Here is a 20,665-nt window from a genome sequence, read left to right as displayed (position 1 = left end):
TCAGTTGCCCTCGAACACCGGCTTCCGCTTCTCGGCGAAGGCGTGATAGGCGCGGGAAAAGTCCTCGGTCTGCATGCACAGCGCCTGCGCCACCGCCTCCGCCTCGATCGCGGATTCGACCGACATCGCCCATTCCATCTCCAGCATGCGCTTGGTCATGGCGTTGGCGAAGGTCGGCCCGTCGGCGAGCTCGGCCGCGAGCGCCTGTGCCTCGGCGAGCACGGTCTCGCGGGCGATGAGCCGGTTGAGGAAGCCCCAGCGCTCGGCTTCCTCGCCCTTGAGTACCCGGCCCGTATAGAGCAATTCGGCGGCGCGGCCCTGGCCGATGATGCGCGGCAGCATCGCGCAGGCGCCCATATCGCAGCCGGCGAGGCCGACGCGGTTGAACAGGAAGGCGATCTTGGTCTCGGCCGTGCCAAGGCGCAGGTCCGAGGCCATGGCGATGATCGCGCCGGCGCCGGCGCAGATGCCGTCGATCGCGGCGACGATGGGCTGCGGGCAGGCGCGCATGGTCTTGACCAGCTCGCCGGTCATCCGGGTGAATTTGAGCAGGTCCTTGGTATCCATCGCGACCAGCGGCCCGATGATCTCGAAGACGTCGCCGCCCGAGGAAAAGTTGCCGCCGGCGCCGGTCACCACGATCGCCTTGACCGCTTCCTCCTTCTGCGCTGCGAGGAAGAAATCGGTCAGCTCGCGATAGCTCTCGAAGGTCAACGGGTTCTTCTTCTCCGGCCGGTTCAGCGTCACGGTCGCGACCTTGCCGGCGACCGAGAGCTGGAAATGCTGCGGCTTGAAGCCGGAAAGCGGCAGGGTGACGGGGTTTGCGCTGGTCATTCGGTCTCTCCCGCCGCGGTCGGCGTGCCGTTCTGGCGGTTGCTGATGGCCTGGTGGAGCGAGGCCTTGACCCCACCGAGCAAACGGAAGAGCTGGCCGATCTCGGCCGGGCCGAGGTCGGCGAAGAGCTCCGCGATCCAGCCTTCATGACGCTCGGCCATCGCCTTGAAGGCGCGCCTGCCCTGGGCGGTCAGCGTCAGCACCTGGACGCGCCGGTCCTGCGCCGCCGGGCGCTTGTCGACCAGCCCGTCGGTGAGCAGGCCGGCGACGACGGCCGTGACGTTGCCGTTCGAGACCATCAGCCGCTGCGAGACCTCGCCGACCGTCATGCCGGTGGTCGACTTCTCGAGCTGCGCCATCAGGTCGAAGCGCGGCAGCGTCGTCTTGAATTCCTCGCGCAGGCGGGTGCGGATCTCGCTCTCGATCAGGGTCGAGCAGGTCAGCATCCGCAGCCAGAGGCGCAGCTCATCCTTGTGGTCGCCGGGGCGCTCGCTCGCCTTGGTTTCGCGGTCGAGCAAGGGGGCGGTGGACGGGATTTCCATGGTCAGAATTCCCCGCCATTGATCAGGATGGACTGCCCGGTGATGCCGCGACTTTGCGGCCCGCAGAGATTGAGCACGGCGGCCGCGACTTCCTCCGGCGTAATCAGCCGGTGCTGCGGATTGTCCTTGGTCAGCTCCGCCAGCGCCTCGTCGCGGCTCTTGCCGGTCTTGGCGGCGATCGTCGTCAGGCTGCCGGCGACCATGTCGGTGTCGGTGTAGCCGGGGCAGACCGCGTTGACGGTGACGCCGGAGCGCGCCGTCTCCAGCGCCAGAGAGCGCACGAGGCCGACCACCGCGTGCTTTGCGGCGACATAGGCCGAGACATAGGCATAGCCGCGATGCCCCGCGGTCGAGGCGATCGCGATCAGCCGGCCCGAGCGGCGCTCGGTCATGCCCGGCAAAGCGGGACGGAAGCAGTTCACCGTGCCGATCAGGTTGATCTCGACCATGCGTCGGAACAGCTCCGCGTCGCTGCGCTGGAAGCTGACGCTTTCGGCCGCGCCGGCGTTGGCGACGACGATGTCGAAGGGTTGTCCCGCCGAGAGTCCGGCCATCGCCTCGCTCACGGCGCTCTCATCGGTCACGTCGACGGCATGGGCGGCATCGGCTGCGCCAGCGATCACCGCCTGTTGCAGGATGCCGTCATTGCGGCCGATGATCGAGACGCGGGCGCCGGCCTGGCGCAGGATGGAGGCAATGGCGCGGCCGATGCCGCGTCCGCCGCCGCTCACCAGGGCATGTTGTCCCGCCAGAGCCGATGCCATGCCGTTCACTCCCTCTTGGCAGTCAATATATTTTAGGTCTGAAACATTTTGCAAGAGGGATGGAGAGAAACAGGGATGAGGACAAATATCGTTGATATGACAATGTATTATGCGGATTTAGCTTTGACTCGATCAGCCTGCGCTGTGGTCGGGAACATGGCCGATCCATCGGGGCTTGAGCCGAAATTATTTTAGGTTTAAAATGATTTCACGAGCGAGGGAGAGCGTCATGCGGATTGCGGTGGTGGGCGGCGGGCCGGCAGGCCTCTATTACGCGCTGCTGATGAAGCGGGATTGGCCGGAGCTCGACGTCACCGTCTTCGAGCGCAACCGCCCCGACGACACCTTCGGCTTCGGCGTCGTCTTTTCCGACCAGACGCTCGACCTCTTCAAGGCGGCCGACCTGCCGAGCTATGAGGCGATCGTTCGCAGCTTCGCCTATTGGGACGATATCGAGATCCATTTCAAAGGCACGGTGCGTCGCGTGCCCGGCAACGGCTTCTGCGGCTGCTCGCGCCGCACGCTGCTGATGCTTTTGCAAGAGCGGGCGCGCCAGGTCGGCGTCAAGCTCGTCTTCTCGCAGGAGATCGAGGACGTCGCCGCGCTCAAGCGCGATTACGACCTCGTCGTCGCCGCAGACGGCATCAACAGCCGCATCCGCGAGGCCGACCGCGAACGCTTCGCGCCGCAGGTCGATCTGCGGCCGAACCGCTTCGTCTGGATGGGCTCGACCCGGCCCTTCGACGCCTTCACCTTCTTCTTCAAGCAGACGCAGCACGGCGTCTTCATCGCCCATTGCTACCAGTACGAGCCGGGGCAATCGACCTGGGTGCTGGAGACCGACCCCGAGACCTTCGCCCGCGCCGGGCTGGAGGGCCTGGATGAGGCCGGCACAGCTGCCTTCCTGGAACAGGTCTTCGCCGAGGAACTGCAGGGTCACAGGCTGATCACCAATCGCTCGCTCTGGCGGCAGTTCCCGATGATCCGCTGCAGCAACTGGGTCGTCGATAATGTCGTGCTGCTCGGTGACGCCAAGGCGACGGCGCATTTCTCGATCGGCTCCGGCACCAAGCTCGCCATGGAGGATTCGATCGCGCTGCATCGCGCCTTCCATCGCGCCGGGCTCGACGTCAAGGCGGCGCTCGCCGGCTTCGAGACCGGGCGGCGCGAGGAGGTCGAGAAGACCCAGCACGCCGCCGACGTCTCGCTGGTCTGGTTCGAGCAGTTGAAGCGCTTCTGGGATTTCGAGCCGCTGCGCTTCGCCTTCGGCCTGATGACCCGTTCCAAGGCGATCACCTACGATAACCTCGCGCTGCGTGCCCCCGAGTTCGTTGCGGCGATCGACAGGCTGGTCGCCGACGATCTCGGCGCAGATCAAGCGACGCGCCGCGACGGCACGCCGGTGCCACCGGCCTTCCAGCCCTTCTTCCTGCGCGAGATGAAGGTGGCGAACCGCTTCGTCGTCTCGCCGATGTGCCAGTATTCCGCACAGGACGGCCTTCCGGGCGACTGGCACCTGATGCATTACGGCGCGCGCGCCATCGGCGGGGCAGGGCTCGTCTTCACCGAAATGACCTGCGTCTCGGCCGATGCCCGCATCACCCCCGGCTGCGCCGGGCTCTACAATGATGCGCAGGAAGCCGCCTGGACGCGCATCGTCGATTTCGTCCATGGCAACTCGGCTGCAAAGATCTGCCTGCAGCTCGGCCATGCCGGGCGAAAAGGGGCGAGCAAGCTGATGTGGGACGGCATGGACCGGCCGCTCGCCGACGGCGCCTGGCCGATCATCTCGGCATCGCCGCTGCCGTATTACCCCGAAAGCCAGGTGCCACGCGAAATGACCCGAGCCGACATGGAGCGGGTCAAGGCCGATTTCGTCGCGTCGGCCGAGCGCGGCCTGCGCGCCGGCTTCGACATGCTCGAACTGCACTGCGCCCACGGCTATTTGCTGGCGAGTTTCCTTTCGCCGCTGACCAACGAGCGCAGCGACGAGTACGGCGGCTCGCTCGAGAACCGCCTGCGCTTCCCGCTCGAAGTCTTCGACGCGCTTCGCCAGATGTGGCCGGCGGACAAGCCGATGTCGGTACGGATTTCGGCGACCGACTGGCAGGAGGGCGGCATCAGCGCGGAAGACTCCGTCGCGATCTCCGAGGCCTTCGCCGGGGCCGGCTGCGACCTCGTCGACGTCTCGACCGGGCAGACGACGCCGCGCGCCCGCCCGCATTATGGCCGCATGTTCCAGACGCCGTTCGCCGACCGCATCCGCAACGAGGCCGGCGTCGCGACCATGTGCGTCGGCGCGATCACCACGGCCGACCAGGCCAACACGATCGTGGCCGCCGGCCGCGCCGATCTCGTCGCGCTGGGACGCCCGCACCTTGCCGACCCCTCCTTCGTGCTCAGGGCCGCCGCCTGGTATGGGGCGGACGTCGCGCAGCCGGTCCAGTACCAGCCGGGCAAGGACCAGCTCATGCGCAACACACCGCGCGAGCGCGAGGAGCTGGAGACACTCAAGCTCAAGGCCAAGCCGAGCCGGCACGGTGGCGCACCGGCTGATCCGACGAGCATTCCGGCTGCGCGAGCGGCGGAGTAGGCGGAACCTGATTGGGCGGTGGCCGGTTGATCAAGGACTTCCTCGATCAACCGGAGATCCGCCATGACTGCCAGGACGACGCTGCTTGCCCTGCTGACGACGCTCGCGCTGACTGCCGCAGCCGTGGCGCAGACACCTCAAACCACGAAACAGCCCGACAACTCGGGCGTCGGTCCGACTACGACGCATCCGAGCCAGGTCGACAAGGGCCAGAACATGATCCTGCCTTCGGCGGGACAGGCCGGGCAGTCGGCCGCGCCGACCATGGTCTATGACTGCAAGAACAAGCCGCAGGATTGCACCACGCCGCCATCCCCGGGTGACAAGAGCAGCTTGCCCACGCAATCGTCCTCGCCGCCGAAACAGGTTCCATGATTGCATTCATGCAATTTATGATTGGATGCGCGCCGTCTTTATGGCGTAGGCGCAAAGATTATCTTGGTGAGCAGCGCAAGCGCTTCGTCAGATGAAGCACGCAACCAAGGGGTCCGCATTATGCAGCTCACCGGCATCCACCATGTCACCGCCATCACCGCCCAGGCCGCGCAGAACCGGCGCTTCTATGTCGAGACGCTCGGCCTGCGCCTGGTCAAGAAGACGGTGAACCAGGACGACACCTCTGCCTATCACCTGTTCTACGCCGACGGCGCCGGCTCGCCCGGGACCGACCTGACCTTCTTCGACTGGCCGGCCGCTCCGGCCAAGCGCGGCACGCATTCGATCACCCGCACCTCGCTCAGGGTCGCGAGCGAGACCTCGCTCGACTTCTGGCGCGAGCGGCTGACGGCGGCCGGTATCGCGGTTTCCGATACGCGCCTCCTCAATGGCCGCGCGGCGCTTGATTTCGAGGACCCGGAGGGCCAGCGCCTGACGCTCATCGTCGATGGCGGTGCGATTCCCTTCGTCGCCTGGGAGAAGAGCCCGGTTCCGGCTGAGCATCAGATCCGCGGCCTCGGGCCGGTGACGATCTCGGTGCCGCAGATCGAGCGCACGGAGCTGGTTCTGACCAAGCTGCTCGGGCTGGAGCGCATCGCGGATTATCGCGACGCGGGCCACGCCAGCGGTGACATCCATGTCTTCCGGATCGGCGAGGGCGGCCCTGGGGCCGAGCTCAATGTCGCAGTCGAGCCCGGTCTTGCTCCGGCCCGCGAAGGCGCCGGCGGCGTCCATCACTTGGCTCTGCGGACGCCGAGCTTCGGGGAGTACGACGCCTGGGCCGAGAGGCTGCGCGCCTCTGGCTATCCGAACAGCGGGCCGGTCGATCGCTTCTATTTCCGCTCGCTCTATCTGCGCGAGCCGAATGGCGTGCTGATCGAGATCGCCAGCGACGGGCCCGGCTTCGCCACCGACGAGCCCTTCGAGACCATGGGCGAGGGGCTCTCGCTGCCGCCTTTCCTGGAGCCGAAGCGGACGGCGATCGAGGCCGGGCTGAAGCCTCTGGCCTGACGGCGCCCGGGCCACAGAAACGCGCTGCGGCGATGACGGCCGCAGCGCGAGAAGCATTCCCTAAAATGCTTTTGATTCATCGCGAATTAACCAAGGTCGCGCTGAATGAACCTCGTGAGGTTGGGGCCTCCCGAGACTGATTAGCAGGCCGCTACGGTCTCCCGGTGCGTATCGAGCGCGGCGGCGAGACGAGCAGGGCGCTGCGCCTCAGCGGGAGGCCTGCAAGGTGTCCCGAGGCGTTGCGTATGCGTAGCTCGAACAAGTTCGCCGGTTATTCCTATAGCCTGAAGCGTCGGCGCGGCAGCCCCTTCATCCGCCTTGGCGTCGTCGTGGCCGTTGCCGCCGGCGCGATGGCGGGGGCGTCGGTCTGGTCTGGCAGGCAGACCGAGCAGGCGGCGACCGCAACACTGCCGCCCCAGAAGCACGCGCTGGCCCATTCGACATCGCCCCACAGCGCAACACCGCTGCTCCGCCCCGGCTATGTCGCTGGCTATGTCGCGCAATCTCTCGCCGAGAGCGCACCGCTCTCCAGTCGCTTCCAGTCGACAGTCGCCGCCCCGCAGGCCGTGGTATTCGATCCTGAGACGACCGGCTCGATCGCGCCGTCTGAGCCGGCGGCCGGCCCAAGCCTGGCGACGGCCACTATTGCCGTCCAGCCCGCTACCGCTGAAGCCCCGCGAATCGCGCTGATCGCGCCGCGTCCAGTTCCGCGCCCGTCCGATCTCAAGCTGCCGACACCGCCTGAGCCGCGCCTCGCGACGCGCGCAATCTCGCGCCAGGGCAAGGATATCGTCGCCAAGGCCGAGCCTGCCCCCGACAACCGCTCCTTCTTCGAGAAGCTTTTCGGCGTGAATGCAAATGCCCCGCAGAGCTCCGGCGAACGTCTCGCCTATGCCGCGCCGCAGGACGACATCACCCAGCGCAGCGGCCGAGGCAGCGGCCTCACGGTCGCTCCGGCGCCCATGCCGGCGCCGATCGCATCGACGGCGCCGGCTGCCAGCGGCAAGACCGCAGTCTACGACATCAGCGCTCGCACCGTTTACTTGCCCAATGGCGAGCGACTGGAAGCCAATTCCGGCCTTGGCGACAAGATGAACGACCTGCGCTACGTCCATGTCCGCATGCATGGCCCGACGCCGCCGCACGTCTACAATCTGACCGAGCGCGAGGCGCTATTCCACGGCGTGCGCGCCATCCGCATGCATCCGGTTGGCGGCAGCGGCAAGATCTTCGGCCGCGCCGGCCTGCTGGTGCACAGCTACCTGCTCGGGCCGCGCGGCGACTCGAATGGCTGTGTATCGGTCAAGGACTACGACCGCTTCCTGCAGGCCTTCCTGCGCGGCGAGATCAAGCAGCTCGTCGTGGTGGGCGGGCGGAGTTGAGGCGGCGCCGCCAGCCTTGCCCCATAGGAGCCCGGCTGCTCTGATCGGCGGATGACGAGACCGCCCACTGTTCCGACCTCTCTGCTGGCGCTTGCTGTGCTGGCGCTCCCTCTGGCGGTGGCCGCTCCGGCCGCCGCCGAAGTGCGTTTAGGCAGCAATGTCCGCATCGGCGGCCACGATGCCTCGAACCAGCGCTTCGATCGCCGCAATCGCGGCGCCTACCGCGTCTACGAAGGGCGGCCGCGCAGTCCTGGTTGCTCCTGGCATGCGGATGGCAGGGGTGGGCGGGTCAAGATCTGCCATCTGCAGCGCATCAGGTGGCGCTGACCAACGAAAAGGGGCCAGCTTGCAGCTGGCCCCGACGATGTCTCTGTTCAACCAAGTGCGTGGGGCGTGCCGCGGGCCCCGGCCGAGTGTTCTGTTTCAGAACTCTTCCCAGCCCGCGTCGCCGCCGCGGGCATTGGCGACCTTGCGGGCAGGGGCCGGAATGGCTGCCGGCACAGCATGTTCGCGACGCGGTGCCGGCTTGTGTTGGGCAAAGGCGGCCTCCGCACGCTGCTGCAGCCGTACCGGCTCCGACGCGTTGACCAAGACGAACGCAGCCGACTGCGGCGAGGCGGCGCCGGCGCTCTCACTGGTCCGGAAGCCGGAGACCAGGGCGTTGAGTTCGCCGATCTTGCTCGACAACGCGCCGGCAGAGGCGGCGCTCTGTTCGGCGAGTGCCGCGTTCGCCTGGGTCATCTCGTCCATATGGGCGACGGTCTGGCTCATCTCCTCGATGCCGTTCGCCTGTTCGCTCGAGGCCGCAGCGACCTCGGAGACGGTCGCCTGGACGCTCTGCGAGGCGGAGACGATGCGGGTCAGCGCGTCGCCGGCCTGGCGAACCAGTTTGACGCCCGCTTCGACCTCGGTGTTCGAGGAGGAGATCAGGCCGGTGATGCCCTTGGCCGCCTCGCCCGAGCGCTGGGCGAGCGTGCGGACTTCCGACGCGACGACCGCAAAGCCCTTGCCGGCGTCGCCGGCCCGCGCCGCTTCCACCGCTGCATTGAGCGCCAGCAGATTGGTCTGGAAGGCGATGTCGTCGATCACGCGGGTGATGTCGGAGATCTTCTTCGAGGCCGCCTCGATCCGTTCCATCGCCGAGACGGCGTCGGTGACGATGTTGCCGCCGGCCTGCGCGACCTGCATCGCCTCGCCGGCCTGGCGCACCGCCTGCTGGGCGGCCTGGGCGGCGGCCTTGACGGAGGCGGCGAGCTCCTCGGTGGTCGCAGCACTCTCCTCCAGCGAGGAGGCCTGCTCCTCGGTGCGCTTGGAGAGATCGTCGGCGCCCATGTTGATCTCGCGCGCCGACAGGCCGACATCCGCCGACATCGTCTGGATCGTGCTGACGGTCGCCGACAGCCGCGACAACGTTTCGTTGATCGCATCCTTCAATTCGGCGAAGCGGCCGCGATAGGCCGTCGGGACCTGACGGGTCAGGTCGCCGGCGGCGAGCGCCTGCAGCACCGCGACGAACTCCGTGGTGGCGTTGTCGACGACAGCATTGATCTCGTTGATCCCGGCGACCAGCTTCTGCATCTGCTCGTCGCCATGATCTATCTGGAGCCGAGCGGAGAAATCGCCCGCGGCGGCCGCGGCGACGACCTCGCCGACATCGGACACCACCGAGGCCATCGCATCCGCCGAGCGAATGCGCGCTGCGGAGGCGGCACGCTCCTGCTCCTGCAGCAGCGCGACTTGCTCGGTGCTCTGGCGCAGGACCGAGACTGCCCGGGCCATCTCGCCGATCTCGTCGCGGCGCTTGGTATGTGGCACCTCGATCTGGATCTCCCCGGCGGTGAGGCGGCTCATCGTCCCGCCGAGGTCGACGAGAGGACGGATGATCGAGCGCCGCGAAAAGACCAGCGCGCCGAAGATCGCGCCGCCGAGCACCGCGATCAGCGCGACCGGCAGCCAGGTCCGCACCTGCTCCGAAAAGGCGCTGGAGGCTGCATCGACCTCGTTGGCGAGCGTCTCGTTGAAGCTGCTCAGCGACGTCAGCTCTTCCTGCAGCGTCGCGCGGTTCTTCTTGCTGGCGTCGCTGTTGCCCCAGGCTTCCGCCGCACGGGCCGAGATCTCGCGGACCATGCGCGTCGTCTCCAGCCGGATGGCGACGAATTCGGTGATCAGGCCACTGATCTTCTCCATCCGCTCGCGTTCGGCCGGCGGGACGAGCCTGGCGAGATCCTTGCGGCGCTCCTCGACCTTGGCGAGGCCGCCCTCGACCGTCGTCGCCGCGATGCCGGCGAAATGCGGGTTGCGGGCGGTGTAGACGAGGTAGGAATCGGCGACGACGAGATTGACCGCGGCATTGAGCCGTTCGGCGGCGAGGGCGATGTGGTTCTGCTGCGACGAACGATCGTTCATCGTGTCGATGCGGGTCATCGCCAGCAAGGCGCAGCCGAGTGCAACCAAGGCGCCGGCCGCGACGATCGCGATCAGCCCCAGAATCTGGGTCCTGATGGATTTCATGATGTCCCCTCGCAGGCCGCTAGCTCGACTGCGGCGCTGAAACCTAGCGAGAGGCTTTGAATCCGGAGTTAACCGTGATCGGCTTTAGAGCGCTTTTTCAATCGGTTGAAAGATCGCTGCGGGCGAATGGCGGCTATTCCTCCGCGGCGCTGGCCTTCTTGGCCTTGGCGCTCTTTGCTTTCGCTGGCGCCTTCTTGGCTGCTGCCGGCTTCTTGGCAGCTGCCGGCTTCTTGGCGGGTGCCTTCGCCTTGCTCTTGGTGCCACCGCCGGTCGCCGCCTTGGCGTTGACCAGCTCGATCGCCTGTTCGGTGGTGATGCTCTCCTGCGCCATCGTCTTCGGCAGCGTGGCGTAGACCTTGCCCCATGCGACATAAGGACCGTAGCGGCCGGCCCTGACCTCCATCTTGCCGCCCTGCGGGTGCTCGCCGAGATCGCGCCCTGGCGTCGCCGCGGCATTGCCGAAACGGCGGCCGCCCGCACCGCTCTCCTTGGCCACGATCAGGTCGATGGCGCGGTTGGCGCCGATCTCCAGGATGTCGTCGCCCTTGTCGATATTGGCGTAGGTCTTGCCGTGCTGGACGTAAGGGCCGTAGCGGCCGATGCCGGCGAGGATCGGCTCGCCGCTGGTCGGGTGCTTCGCGACCTCCCGCGGTAGCGAGAGCAGGGCGAGTGCCTTCTCCAGCGTCAGCGAGCCGACGGTCTCACCCTTGGGCAGGCTGGAGCGCTTCGGCTTCTCGCCGTCGCCAAGCTGGATATAGGGGCCGAAGCGGCCGTCGCGCGCGGTGACTTCGAGATCGGTGACCGGATCCTTGCCGAGGATGCGGACGCCATTGACGGCCTGCCCGCCTTCGGCCGACGCCTCGCCATCGGCGGCGGACGCCGTGAGCGGGCGGGTGAAGCGGCATTCGGGATAGTTCGAGCAGCCGACGAAGGCGCCGAATTTGCCGAGCTTGAGCGAGAGCGTGCCGGTGCCGCAGACCTGGCAGCTGCGCGGATCGCTGCCATCGGGGCGCGGCGGGAAGACGTGCTGACCCAGGATGCCGTTCAGCGCTTCCAGAACGTCGCCGACGCGCAGTTCCTTGGTTTCGCCGATCGCCTTGGTGAATTCGTCCCAGAACTCGCGCAGCAGGACCTTCCAGTCGACATCGCCGCTGGAGACCAGATCGAGCTTCTCCTCCAGGCTCGCCGTGAAGTCGAACTCGACATAGCGCTTGAAGAAGGACTCCAGGAATGCCGTGACCAGCATGCCCTTGTCCTCGGGCACCAGGCGCTTCTTCTCGACGCGGACATACTCGCGGTCGCGCAGCGTTGCCAGCGTCGCGGCATAGGTCGAAGGCCGGCCGATCCCGAGCTCTTCCATGCGCTTGACCAGGCTCGCTTCCGAAAAGCGCGGCGGCGGCTCGGTGAAATGCTGGTCGGCGGCGATGGCGCGCTTCTCCAGCGGATCGCCGCCCTTCATCGGGGGCAGCTTCTTGGAGTCCTCGTCCTCCTCGTCGTCGCGGCTCTCCTGATAGAGCGTCAGGAAGCCATCGAAGAGCACGACCTGGCCGGTCGCGCGTAGTTCGAGCGCGCGGGCCCCGACCTGGGCGGCGATATCGACTGTGGTGCGCTCCATCGAGGCCGATTCCATCTGGCTGGCGATGGTTCGCTTCCAGATCAGCTCATAGAGCTTCGCCTGCTCGGGCTCGAGATGACGCGCGACCATCGCCGGCAAGCGGCCGAGATCGGTCGGGCGGATGGCTTCGTGCGCTTCCTGCGCATTCTTGGCCTTGACCGTGTATTTGCGCGGGGCGTCCGGCACGTAGTTGTCGCCGAACTCCTTGCCGATGACCCGCCGCGCCGCCGTGATCGCCGAGCCGTCCATGTCGACGCCGTCGGTCCGCATATAGGTGATCAGGCCGACGGTCTCGCCGCCGATGTCGACGCCCTCATAGAGGCGCTGCGCGACCTGCATGGTGCGGGCCGGCGCCATGCCCAGCTTGCGCGAGGCCTCCTGCTGCAGGGTCGAAGTCTGGAAGGGCGGTTGCGGATGGCGCTTGACCGGCTTGGCCTCGACCTCGGCGACCGAGAACCTTGCGGTCTCCAGCGCGGCCTTGAAGGCCGCGGCCTCATCGCCCGTGCCGATGTCGAGCCGGGTGATCTTCTTGCCGTCGGCGCCACTGAGGCGTGCATCGAAGGTTGCGCCGCTGGCAGTTGCGAGCGTCGCGATCAGCGACCAGTATTCGCGGGCCCGGAAGGCCTCGATCTCGCGTTCGCGGTCGCTGACCAAGCGCAGCGCCACCGACTGTACGCGCCCTGCCGAGCGGGCACCGGGGAGCTTGCGCCACAGCACAGGCGACAGCGTGAAGCCGACGAGATAGTCGAGGGCGCGGCGGGCGAGATAGGCGTCGACCAGCGCCTGGTCGATCGGGCGCGGATTGGCCAGCGCCTTCTGCACGGCATCCTTGGTCACGGCGTTGAAGGTGACGCGCTCGACCGGAATGCCCTTGATGGCCCGCTTCTGGTTCAGCGCTTCCAGCACGTGCCAGGAGATCGCCTCGCCCTCGCGATCCGGGTCGGTGGCGAGAATGACCTTCTCGGCGTTCTTCGCCGCCTTGGCGATCTCGGCGACCTGCTTGGCACCGCGCCCCTCGGTCTCCCAGAGCATGGCGAAGTCGTTCTCGGGATCGACCGAGCCGTCCTTCGCGGGGAGATCGCGAATGTGCCCGAACGAGGCGATGACCTCGTAGTCCGGGCCCAGATATTTGTTGATCGTCTTGGCCTTGGCCGGCGACTCGACGACGAGGAGCTTCATGACGCTTTCGATCTCATAGACAAGGGTAAGGCGGGCACTAGCAGCCAGCCTCGCCGAACTTGGCGCGGGGCGCGTTGATAGCGGTTCGGGATTGCGCGCGAAAGTGGTTCACGCGGCCGGTCCTGTCAAACCCGATTCTGCTTTCCGGGGCAGGGCGGTCAGGCTACGTCAGCAGCCGCCGCCGTTTCGGCGTCTGATATGGAGAGCTTGGCATGTCGTCGCAGAACCGGACAAGTCGGCTGACCTCGCTCGATATCCGCGGACGCAAGGGCGGCGAGCCGCTCGTCGCCCTGACGGCCTATACCGCGCCGATGGCCAGGATCGTCGATGAGGTCGCGGATGTCGCGCTCGTCGGCGACTCGCTCGGCATGGTCGTCTACGGCCTCGACAGCACCGTCCCGGTGACGCTGGAGATGATGAGCCTGCACGGCCAGGCCGTGACGCGCGCGACGACGCGTTCCCTCGTCGTGATCGACATGCCGTTCGGCAGTTATGAAGAGGGCCGTGAACAGGCCTTCCGTAATGCCGCCCAGCTGCTCAAGGAGACTGGCGCCGGCGCCGTAAAGCTCGAAGGCGGCGCGAGGATGGCCGAGACCGTGCGCTTCCTGGTCGAGCGGGGCGTGCCGGTGATGGGCCATGTCGGGCTTACGCCGCAGGCGGTCAACACGCTCGGTGGCTACAAGGCGCAGGGTCGCAGCAAGGCTGAGTGGCCGGCCCTCATCGCCGACGCCACGGCGATCGCCGATGCCGGGGCATTCTCCCTTGTGATCGAGGCGGTGGCTGAGCCGCTGGCGGTCGAGATCACCAAAAAGGTCGCGATCCCGACCATCGGGATCGGCGCCTCGGCAGCCTGCGACGGGCAGGTCCTCGTCCTCGACGACATGCTCGGCCTCACCGGCCGCGTGCCGAAATTCGTGAAGGCCTATGGCGATCTCGCAGCACAGGCCCGGGAGGCGGTGCGTGCCTACGCCGCCGAGGTGCGCAGCCGCCAGTTCCCAGGTGAAGCACATGTCTACGCGTTGAAAGCAGAGTGACGCACTGAAGAACGTGCGCGCCGCCTTGCGCCGGCCACGACTCGCCCCTAAACAGCGGTCTTCAAATGACATCGACCGTATCGCTCTATCCGCACCGGCACCTCCTCGGGATCGAGGGGCTGTCACATCTGGATATCGAGGCGCTGCTCGAGCGCGCCGAGACCTATGTCGCGCTCTCGCGCCAGATCGAGAAGAAGACGGCCACGCTGCGCGGCCGCACCCAGATCAACCTGTTCTTCGAGCCGTCGACACGGACGCAGGCCTCGTTCGAACTCGCGGGCAAGCGTCTGGGCGCCGATGTGATGAACATGTCGGTCGGCTCCTCGTCGGTGAAGAAGGGCGAGACGCTGATCGACACTGCCGCGACGCTGAATGCGATGCGGCCGGACATTCTGGTCGTGCGCCACCATGCCGCCGGCGCGGTCAATCTGCTCGCCCGCAAGGTCGATTGCTCGGTCGTCAATGCCGGCGACGGCGCCCATGAGCATCCGACGCAGGCCCTGCTCGACGCCCTGACCATCCGCCGTAACAAGGGCCGGATCGCCGGGCTGACCGTCGCGATCTGCGGCGACATCGTGCATTCGCGCGTCGCCCGCTCCAACATCATCCTGCTGAGCGCCCTTGGCGCCAAGGTCCGCCTGATCGCGCCTTCGACCCTGCTGCCGACCGGTGTAGAGCGCATGGGCGTCGAGGTTTTCCGCGACATGAAGAAGGGGCTGGAGGGCGTCGACATCGTCATGATGCTGCGCCTGCAACTCGAGCGCATGAACGGCGCCTTTGTTCCGTCCTCGAAGGAGTACTTCCGCTATTTCGGGCTCGACCGCGACAAGCTCTCGCTGGCCGCGCCGGATGCGCTCGTCATGCATCCCGGCCCGATGAACCGCGGCGTCGAGATCTCGTCCGAGGTGGCGGACGGCGCCCAGTCGCTGATCCGCGAGCAGGTCGAGATGGGCGTGGCCGTGCGCATGGCGGTGCTCGATGCGCTTGCGCAGCATCTCCCGAATGGCTGAGCCGGATGGAGCTCTTCCTCGCCTGGCTGCTGCGACAGATGCGCCGGGCAAGGATCGTCTTCGTCGGACTCTATCTCGTGGTCGTGGCCGGCTTCGTCTATGCCGAGCCGCGCTCCGCCTGGACCTGGCTGATCGTGCTGCTCGGCGCGCTTCTGTGCATCGGCATCTGGGGGCTGGTCGGGTTCTGGCATTATGTCTTCACGCAGCGCCGCGAGCGCGAGAATGGGATCGAGCGTAGCGATGGCTGAGAGCAGCGATCTTGCGATCATCGGCGCGCAACTGGTCGACCCGGCCTCCGGCCGCGAGGGCGTCGGCAGCGTCCTGATCCGCGACGGTGTGATCGCCGATGTCCATTGGGGTGGCGATCGTCCGGAGCTGCCCGCCGGCATCCCGGTCGAGGACGGCCAAGGCCTCGTGCTGGCGCCCGGCCTCGTCGACCTGCGCGCCTTCCTCGGCGAGCCCGGCGCCGAATTCCGCGAGACGCTCGGCACCGGCTCGCAAGCCGCCGCGGCCGGCGGCGTCACCACGGTGATCTGCCGCCCCGACACCGATCCGCCGATCGACGATCCCTCCGTCATCGACTTCATCAAGCGCCGTGCCCGCGACAAGGCGATCGTCAATGTCCTGCCCGCTGCGGCCTTGACCAAGGGATTGCAGGGCAGGGAGATCACCGAGTTCGGCCTGCTGCTGGAAGCCGGCGCGGTCGCCTTCAGCGACGGCGCCAATGGCGTGCGCAACCCGCAGGTGATGCGCCGCGCCATGATCTATGCCCGCGACTTCGACGCGCTGTTGATCAACCATGTCGAGGATCCCGATCTGCGCGGCGTCGGCGTGATGAACGAGGGCGAATTCGCCAGCCGCAAGGGCCTGCCGGGCATTCCGCACGAGGCCGAGACGGTGATGCTCGAGCGCGACCTGCGCCTCGCTCGCGCCTCCGGCGCCCGCTACCACGCCGCCATGATCTCCTGCTCGGATTCGCTCGCGCTGATCCGCCGGGCCAAGGAGGACGGGCTTTCCGTCACCTGCGGCGTCTCGATCAACAATCTCTGCCTGAACGAGAACGATGTCGGTGAGTACCGCACCTTCTGCAAGGTCTCGCCGCCGCTGCGGCACGAGGACGAGCGGCTGGCGATGATCGAGGCCGTGGCTGAGGGCCTGGTCGATGTCATCGTCTCCGACCACGACCCGCAGGACGTCGAGACCAAGCGCCAGCCCTTCGCCGAAGCCGCCAATGGCGCGCTCGGCATCGAGACGCTGCTGCCGGCGGCGCTCAGGCTCTATCACGGCGAGCGGGTCGGCCTTGCCTCGCTGTTCGCCGCCCTGTCGAGCCGGCCGGCTGAATTGCTCGGGCTTGGCTGCGGCCGGCTTGCGATCGGCGCACCGGCCGATCTTGCCTTGATCGACATCGACGCGCCCTTCGTCGTCGACAAGCGCAAGCTGAAATCGCGCGCCAAGAATTCGCCCTTCGACGAGGCGCGGCTGCAAGGCCTGGTGCAGGCGACCTGGGTCGGTGGCCGGGTGGTGTATCGCGGCGAAGCAGCTTAGGGTTGCGGCCGTACGGGCGGGAGAGGTTGCATGGCTGAGGCGTTCGCTTGGGCGTATCCGAGCCAGATAGGGCTCGCCGCGCTTGTCCTCGGCTACCTCCTCGGCTCGATTCCGTTCGGTATCATCCTGACCCGGCTGAGCGGCGGCCCGGATCTGCGCACGATCGGCTCCGGCAATATCGGCGCGACCAATGTCCTGCGCACCGGCAACAAGAAGCTGGCGGCGCTGACGCTGCTCGGGGACATGTTGAAGGGCACGGCGGCGGTCGTACTCGCCGGCTGGCTGCTCGGCGGCAAGGCGGCTGCGCTCGCCGCCGGCCTCGGCGCCTTCCTCGGCCATCTCTTCCCGGTCTGGCTGCGCTTCAAGGGCGGGAAAGGCGTCGCGACCTTCCTCGGCATCCTGATCGGCTTGAATTGGTCGATCGCGCTGATCTTCGCGGCGGTCTGGCTCAGCATCGCCTATCTGACCAAATATTCCTCGCTTTCGGCCCTGATCGCCAGCCTGCTCACGGTGCTGCCGCTCTGGTTCTGGATGCGCGATGCCCAGGCGGCCGGGCTGATGGCGATCCTCGCATTGTTGCTCTGGTTCATGCATCGCGAGAACATCGCCAGGCTGCTCGCCGGCCGCGAGGGCAAGATCGGACAGAAGGGCTGAATGGTGATGGCCGGTTTCGCTCTCGACGACCGGCAACGCCTCGACTGGCTCCGCCTGATCCGCAGCGAGAGCATCGGCCCACGCACCTTCCGTACCCTGGTCAATCGCTTCGGCGGTGCCGCCGGGGCTCTCGAAGCATTGCCGCAGCTCGGCCGGCAGGCCGGGCGGACGCTTCGGCTGTGCACGCCAGCGGAGGCCGAGCGGGAATTCGAGGCGCTGCGCCGGCGTGGTGCCCATCTGATCGCGCTCGGCGAGGCCGCCTATCCCGTGCCGCTGCAGGCGATCGATTCGGCTCCGCCGCTGATCGCGATCGAAGGCGACCCGGCGGTGCTGGGTCGCCCCTGCGTCGCTCTGGTCGGCTCGCGCAACGCCTCCGCCGCCGGACTGAAATTCACCGCGACGCTGGCGCGGGAGCTGGGCGAGGCCGGCTTCGTCGTCGTTTCGGGTCTTGCCCGAGGGATCGACACGTCGGCGCATCAGGCGAGCCTGGAGAGCGGCACGATCGCGGTGCTCGCAGGCGGGCTCGACGAGGTCTACCCACCGCAGAACATCCCGTTGCTGGATCGTATCCGCGGGCGCGGCGCAGCGCTGAGCGAGATGCCGCTCGGCTGGGTGCCGCGCGGGCGCGATTTCCCGAGGCGCAATCGCCTCGTCTCGGGGCTGGCTTTAGGGACGGTGGTCGTCGAGGCAGCGCGCAAATCCGGTTCGCTGATCACCGCCCGCTTCGCCAATGAGCAGGGCCGTCAGGTCTTCGCCGTGCCGGGTTCGCCGCTCGATCCACGGGCCGAGGGTGGCAACCACCTGATTCGCGAAGGCGCGATCCTCTGCGCCGAGACGGCTCATGTCGTCGATGTCCTGGCGCCGATGCTACGGCAGGGCGATCTGTTCGGGTCAGCGCCGATTCTGGCGCGCGAAGAGGCCGGTACGGAACCCCGGAAGGAAGCGCTCTGGGACGAGCTCGATCTGCCGGAGATCCTGCCGGCCCCGAAGCTCGAGCTCGAACGCGAGCCCATCTCGCAGGAGGGGCACGTCGAAGATGCTCCCCGCCGGCGCCTGCTCGACCTGATCGGGGCAACGCCGACGGCGCTGGACGATCTCGTTCGCGCCAGCGGCCAGCCGGTGCGCGAGGTCAGCCGCATCGTGCTGGAACTGGAACTGGAGGGTATGGTGCAGCGCCACGCCGGCGGCGCGCTTTCACGGTCGACCTGACCCTGGAGGCGGGACGGTCAGCCGGCCGCCTCGCCCCAGCGGCTGCGCTCGCGCTCGGCCTCCGCCGCCGCAAGCTCGATGAAGATCACCAGCAGGTCGAGCTCGGCGGCGCGGGTCTGGTTGCCAAGTTCGACGAGCATAGTCGCCGCCTTTACGGCGACGTCGCGCTGCAGGTCGCGTTGGCGGGCTCGCTTCTCGACCAGAAGCTGCAGGGCCAGTGCCTCCGGTTCGCCATGACGGTACAGGCCTTGCGAGGAGAGAGGGGCGCTGCTTGGGTAGGCGATCGTCGGAGAAGCCGGCATCGGACACTCCTGTCAGGTTGCTGAATCGAATTCATGCAACCTATAGTTTAATAATCTGCAAAAACCCGGCCTCAAGGCGAACTATCGGGATCGGCCATGTCGCCGAGCTGCAATTGGCAGGTCCGTCGATTGATCGCCGCCTCAAGCCGCGTCATTTCGACGAAATAGGCCAGGCTGCTGAGCTGCGCCGCCCGGGCCATCGCACCGAGCTCGATGGTGATCTCCTCGATATAGGATGCAACCTCCAATTGCATGCGCGCCAGCGCGTCCATGCTGTACGGACCGGGCGAGGCCGAGGTGCTGCGGCCGATGCCGGAAGCTCGAGGCAAGTGATTGTCATCCCGATAGATTTTATCCTCCTTGATTCGCCGCGATGCTGCTTTCCTCATCTCGCCCAACCCTGTGGCCGCACTAATTCGGGAAACGAACCGGCGTTCGACGCCGCTATTCTTGCTACTCGATCTCCAGAAATGCAATCACTGCGTGCAGTTATTTTCTCGAAAGGAACACTTTCCGGATTGCCGGGTTGATTGCCAGTCGCAATTCCGCCGCGATTGGTTCAGGCCCGGTTCAACCGGAGCGAGCTAGATCAGGCGTCAAGGCGGGAACCCGCCGAGAAGGAGAATGCCATGTCAGCTTTCGGAAAGAGCCGTTTCCTCGTGACGCTCGCCGTCACCGGCAGCGTTCTGGCGGCAGGCCTGACGCCCGTCATGGCGGGCGAGACCCGCCCGGTCGGCTTCGACAAGAGCCGTCTCGATGCGGCGCAGGCCGACTACTCGCAGTACTATCGTCGCGGCTGGCGGGGTGGCAATCGCGGCGCAGCGATTGCGGCCGGTGTCGGCCTCGGCATCCTCGGTGCGGCAGCGATCGCTGCCAGCCGACCAGCCTATGCCGAACCGGTCTATGGCTATGACGACGGCTATTATGACGAGCAGCCGGTTTATGTGGCGCCGCGCCGCTACTACGCGCCGCGTTACTACGCCCCCGACAACATCCGCGACCCGGCCGGCGGCAGCTATCGCTGAACGCTGACCAGGATAAACAGCCTTAATCAATTCTGAACGCCTGGCGCCTAGGCTTGAAGGGCCGCTTCCGTATCATGACGGGGGCGGCCCTTTTCATGGCCTACGGGAGCTCGCGGCTCCGATCCCGGGGCGTTGCCTTGCCGACCTTGGAGAAAAACGATGAAACCCTCGCTCAAGACACTGCTGTCCGGCTGCGGCGCGGTCGCCCTGGCGGTGCTCTGTTCCGGCGCGGCAACGGCCCAGTACTATTCCGATGACGGCTACGGCCGTCGCCGCGGCTATGATCGGGGTTATGACGGCGGGTACGATCAGGGCCGCCGCGACAGGGGCTATGGTCGCGACGATCGCGGTTATGGGCGCGACGACCGCCGTTATGGCGGCCAGGACGGTGGCGGCTATCGGCGCGGCCCCAATCCCAATAATCCGCTCGCCGGCATGAGCATCGAAGACCAGAAGCGGGCGATCAAGAACCATCGCGACGCGCAGAAGAAGGCGATCAAGCGCGGCTACGTCATTCCGTAGTCGTCCTCCCCCGGCTCGCTCGCATCGGCCGTGAGGCGGCCGAGCCGGTCGAGCGCGCCCTGCAGGATATAGGCGGCGGCCATCTTGTCGACGACGGCCGCGCGCCGGGCGCGCGAGGCATCGGCGTCGAGCAGGGTGCGGGTGACCGCGAGCGTCGACATCCGCTCGTCCCAGAACACGATCGGCAGCGCCGTCAGCGGCGCGAGATTGCGCACGAAGGCGCGGGTCGACTGGACCCGCGGACCTTCCGTTCCATCCATGTTGAGCGGCAGGCCGATCACCAGCCCGGCGATCGCGTGCTTGTCCGCCACCTTCAACAGCGCCGCAGCGTCCTGGCGGAACTTGATGCGCTGGATCGTCTCCAGCGGCGTCGCGATCCGGCGCTCGACATCGGACAGAGCGAGCCCGATCGTCTTGGTGCCGAGATCCAGCCCGAGCAGGCGTGCGTGCTCGGGCAGAGCGACGAAATGATCCAGGGCGACGAGATTGCTCATCTGC

At 67.1% G+C, this 20,665-nt stretch carries 21 protein-coding genes; 13 read left to right on the top strand and 8 right to left on the bottom strand.

What is annotated here, in order from left to right:
- From BMZ21_RS02100 to BMZ21_RS02090, 3 genes are read right to left on the bottom strand one after another with little or no spacing between them, the layout of a single operon-like run.
- The gene (locus tag BMZ21_RS02100) at positions 1-834 is read right to left on the bottom strand and encodes an enoyl-CoA hydratase family protein (protein ID WP_091829300.1); all 834 of its coding nucleotides are present in this window, start codon (positions 832-834) and stop codon (positions 1-3) included.
- Complete coding sequence (locus BMZ21_RS02095) at positions 831-1,376, bottom strand: MarR family winged helix-turn-helix transcriptional regulator (RefSeq protein WP_091829298.1); 546 nt, start codon at positions 1,374-1,376, stop codon at positions 831-833. Before BMZ21_RS02095 ends, BMZ21_RS02100 begins: the two co-directional genes overlap by 4 nt.
- 2 nt (positions 1,377-1,378) lie before the next feature.
- A complete protein-coding gene (locus BMZ21_RS02090; protein WP_091829296.1) occupies positions 1,379-2,140 on the bottom strand; it encodes an SDR family NAD(P)-dependent oxidoreductase in 762 nt (253 codons plus the stop codon).
- A gap of 229 nt (positions 2,141-2,369) precedes the next feature.
- Here BMZ21_RS02090 and BMZ21_RS02085 point away from each other — a divergent pair, with 229 nt between their 5' ends.
- From BMZ21_RS02085 to BMZ21_RS02065, 5 genes are all read left to right on the top strand, one after another.
- On the top strand, positions 2,370-4,733 hold the full coding sequence (locus tag BMZ21_RS02085) for a bifunctional salicylyl-CoA 5-hydroxylase/oxidoreductase (RefSeq protein ID WP_091829294.1): 2,364 nt from the start codon (positions 2,370-2,372) through the stop codon (positions 4,731-4,733).
- Positions 4,734-4,796: 63 nt separating this feature from the next.
- Positions 4,797-5,108, top strand: a complete 312-nt coding sequence (locus BMZ21_RS02080) for a hypothetical protein (RefSeq protein WP_091829293.1) — start codon at positions 4,797-4,799, stop codon at positions 5,106-5,108.
- A 120-nt stretch (positions 5,109-5,228) separates the two neighbouring features.
- The gene (locus BMZ21_RS02075; protein ID WP_091829291.1) at positions 5,229-6,179 is read left to right on the top strand and encodes a ring-cleaving dioxygenase; all 951 of its coding nucleotides are present in this window, start codon (positions 5,229-5,231) and stop codon (positions 6,177-6,179) included.
- Between the two features lie 245 nt (positions 6,180-6,424).
- Positions 6,425-7,561 (top strand): tlde1 domain-containing protein, encoded by a 1,137-nt coding sequence (locus BMZ21_RS02070; RefSeq protein WP_167561492.1) that lies wholly within the window; start codon positions 6,425-6,427, stop codon positions 7,559-7,561.
- Positions 7,562-7,612: 51 nt separating this feature from the next.
- On the top strand, positions 7,613-7,888 hold the full coding sequence (locus BMZ21_RS02065; RefSeq protein WP_091829289.1) for a hypothetical protein: 276 nt from the start codon (positions 7,613-7,615) through the stop codon (positions 7,886-7,888).
- Between the two features lie 96 nt (positions 7,889-7,984).
- On the opposite strand, the gene BMZ21_RS02060 is transcribed toward BMZ21_RS02065, so the two are convergent.
- Both BMZ21_RS02060 and topA read right to left on the bottom strand, forming a co-directional pair.
- Positions 7,985-10,072, bottom strand: a complete 2,088-nt coding sequence (locus BMZ21_RS02060; protein ID WP_091829287.1) for a methyl-accepting chemotaxis protein — start codon at positions 10,070-10,072, stop codon at positions 7,985-7,987.
- Positions 10,073-10,205: 133 nt separating this feature from the next.
- The gene (gene topA, locus BMZ21_RS02055) at positions 10,206-12,866 is read right to left on the bottom strand and encodes a type I DNA topoisomerase (RefSeq protein ID WP_091829285.1); all 2,661 of its coding nucleotides are present in this window, start codon (positions 12,864-12,866) and stop codon (positions 10,206-10,208) included.
- 212 nt (positions 12,867-13,078) lie between these two features.
- Here topA and panB point away from each other — a divergent pair, with 212 nt between their 5' ends.
- The 6 genes from panB (at position 13,079) to dprA (ending at position 18,318) form a co-directional block, all read left to right on the top strand.
- Positions 13,079-13,900 (top strand): 3-methyl-2-oxobutanoate hydroxymethyltransferase, encoded by an 822-nt coding sequence (gene panB, locus BMZ21_RS02050; RefSeq protein ID WP_091829283.1) that lies wholly within the window; start codon positions 13,079-13,081, stop codon positions 13,898-13,900.
- A gap of 65 nt (positions 13,901-13,965) precedes the next feature.
- The gene (locus BMZ21_RS02045; protein WP_091829281.1) at positions 13,966-14,910 is read left to right on the top strand and encodes an aspartate carbamoyltransferase catalytic subunit; all 945 of its coding nucleotides are present in this window, start codon (positions 13,966-13,968) and stop codon (positions 14,908-14,910) included.
- A 5-nt stretch (positions 14,911-14,915) separates the two neighbouring features.
- The gene (locus BMZ21_RS02040) at positions 14,916-15,158 is read left to right on the top strand and encodes a hypothetical protein (RefSeq protein ID WP_091829279.1); all 243 of its coding nucleotides are present in this window, start codon (positions 14,916-14,918) and stop codon (positions 15,156-15,158) included.
- The gene (pyrC, locus tag BMZ21_RS02035; RefSeq protein ID WP_091829278.1) at positions 15,151-16,455 is read left to right on the top strand and encodes a dihydroorotase; all 1,305 of its coding nucleotides are present in this window, start codon (positions 15,151-15,153) and stop codon (positions 16,453-16,455) included. Before BMZ21_RS02040 ends, pyrC begins: the two co-directional genes overlap by 8 nt.
- A 30-nt stretch (positions 16,456-16,485) precedes the next feature.
- A complete protein-coding gene (plsY, locus tag BMZ21_RS02030) occupies positions 16,486-17,109 on the top strand; it encodes a glycerol-3-phosphate 1-O-acyltransferase PlsY (protein ID WP_091829276.1) in 624 nt (207 codons plus the stop codon).
- Positions 17,110-18,318 carry a DNA-processing protein DprA gene (gene dprA, locus BMZ21_RS02025; RefSeq protein ID WP_091829274.1) on the top strand — a complete coding sequence of 403 codons (1,209 nt, stop codon included), beginning with the start codon at positions 17,110-17,112 and terminating at the stop codon, positions 18,316-18,318.
- 17 nt (positions 18,319-18,335) lie between these two features.
- Here the strand turns inward: dprA and BMZ21_RS02020 are convergent, their stop codons facing one another.
- Together BMZ21_RS02020 and BMZ21_RS29820 are read right to left on the bottom strand one after the other, a co-directional pair.
- The gene (locus BMZ21_RS02020) at positions 18,336-18,620 is read right to left on the bottom strand and encodes a hypothetical protein (RefSeq protein WP_091829273.1); all 285 of its coding nucleotides are present in this window, start codon (positions 18,618-18,620) and stop codon (positions 18,336-18,338) included.
- A 71-nt stretch (positions 18,621-18,691) separates the two neighbouring features.
- Positions 18,692-19,018, bottom strand: coding sequence for a hypothetical protein (locus BMZ21_RS29820; protein ID WP_143079632.1), 327 nt, complete (start codon positions 19,016-19,018; stop codon positions 18,692-18,694).
- Positions 19,019-19,249: 231 nt separating this feature from the next.
- On the opposite strand from BMZ21_RS29820, the gene BMZ21_RS02010 reads away from it, so the two are divergent.
- Both BMZ21_RS02010 and BMZ21_RS30185 read left to right on the top strand, forming a co-directional pair.
- A complete protein-coding gene (locus BMZ21_RS02010; RefSeq protein ID WP_091829268.1) occupies positions 19,250-19,645 on the top strand; it encodes a hypothetical protein in 396 nt (131 codons plus the stop codon).
- Between the two features lie 159 nt (positions 19,646-19,804).
- A complete protein-coding gene (locus tag BMZ21_RS30185) occupies positions 19,805-20,167 on the top strand; it encodes a DUF5320 domain-containing protein (protein ID WP_091829266.1) in 363 nt (120 codons plus the stop codon).
- Here BMZ21_RS30185 and ruvX read toward each other — a convergent pair.
- Complete coding sequence (gene ruvX / locus BMZ21_RS02000) at positions 20,152-20,661, bottom strand: Holliday junction resolvase RuvX (RefSeq protein ID WP_091829264.1); 510 nt, start codon at positions 20,659-20,661, stop codon at positions 20,152-20,154. The two genes, BMZ21_RS30185 and ruvX, sit on opposite strands and share 16 nt — an antisense overlap.
- Positions 20,662-20,665: the final 4 nt, after the last annotated feature.

The sequence above is a fragment of the Allobosea lupini genome, assembly GCF_900109525.1.
Lineage (GTDB): Bacteria > Pseudomonadota > Alphaproteobacteria > Rhizobiales > Beijerinckiaceae > Allobosea > Allobosea lupini.
This window is presented reverse-complemented; position numbering and strand designations above follow the sequence as displayed.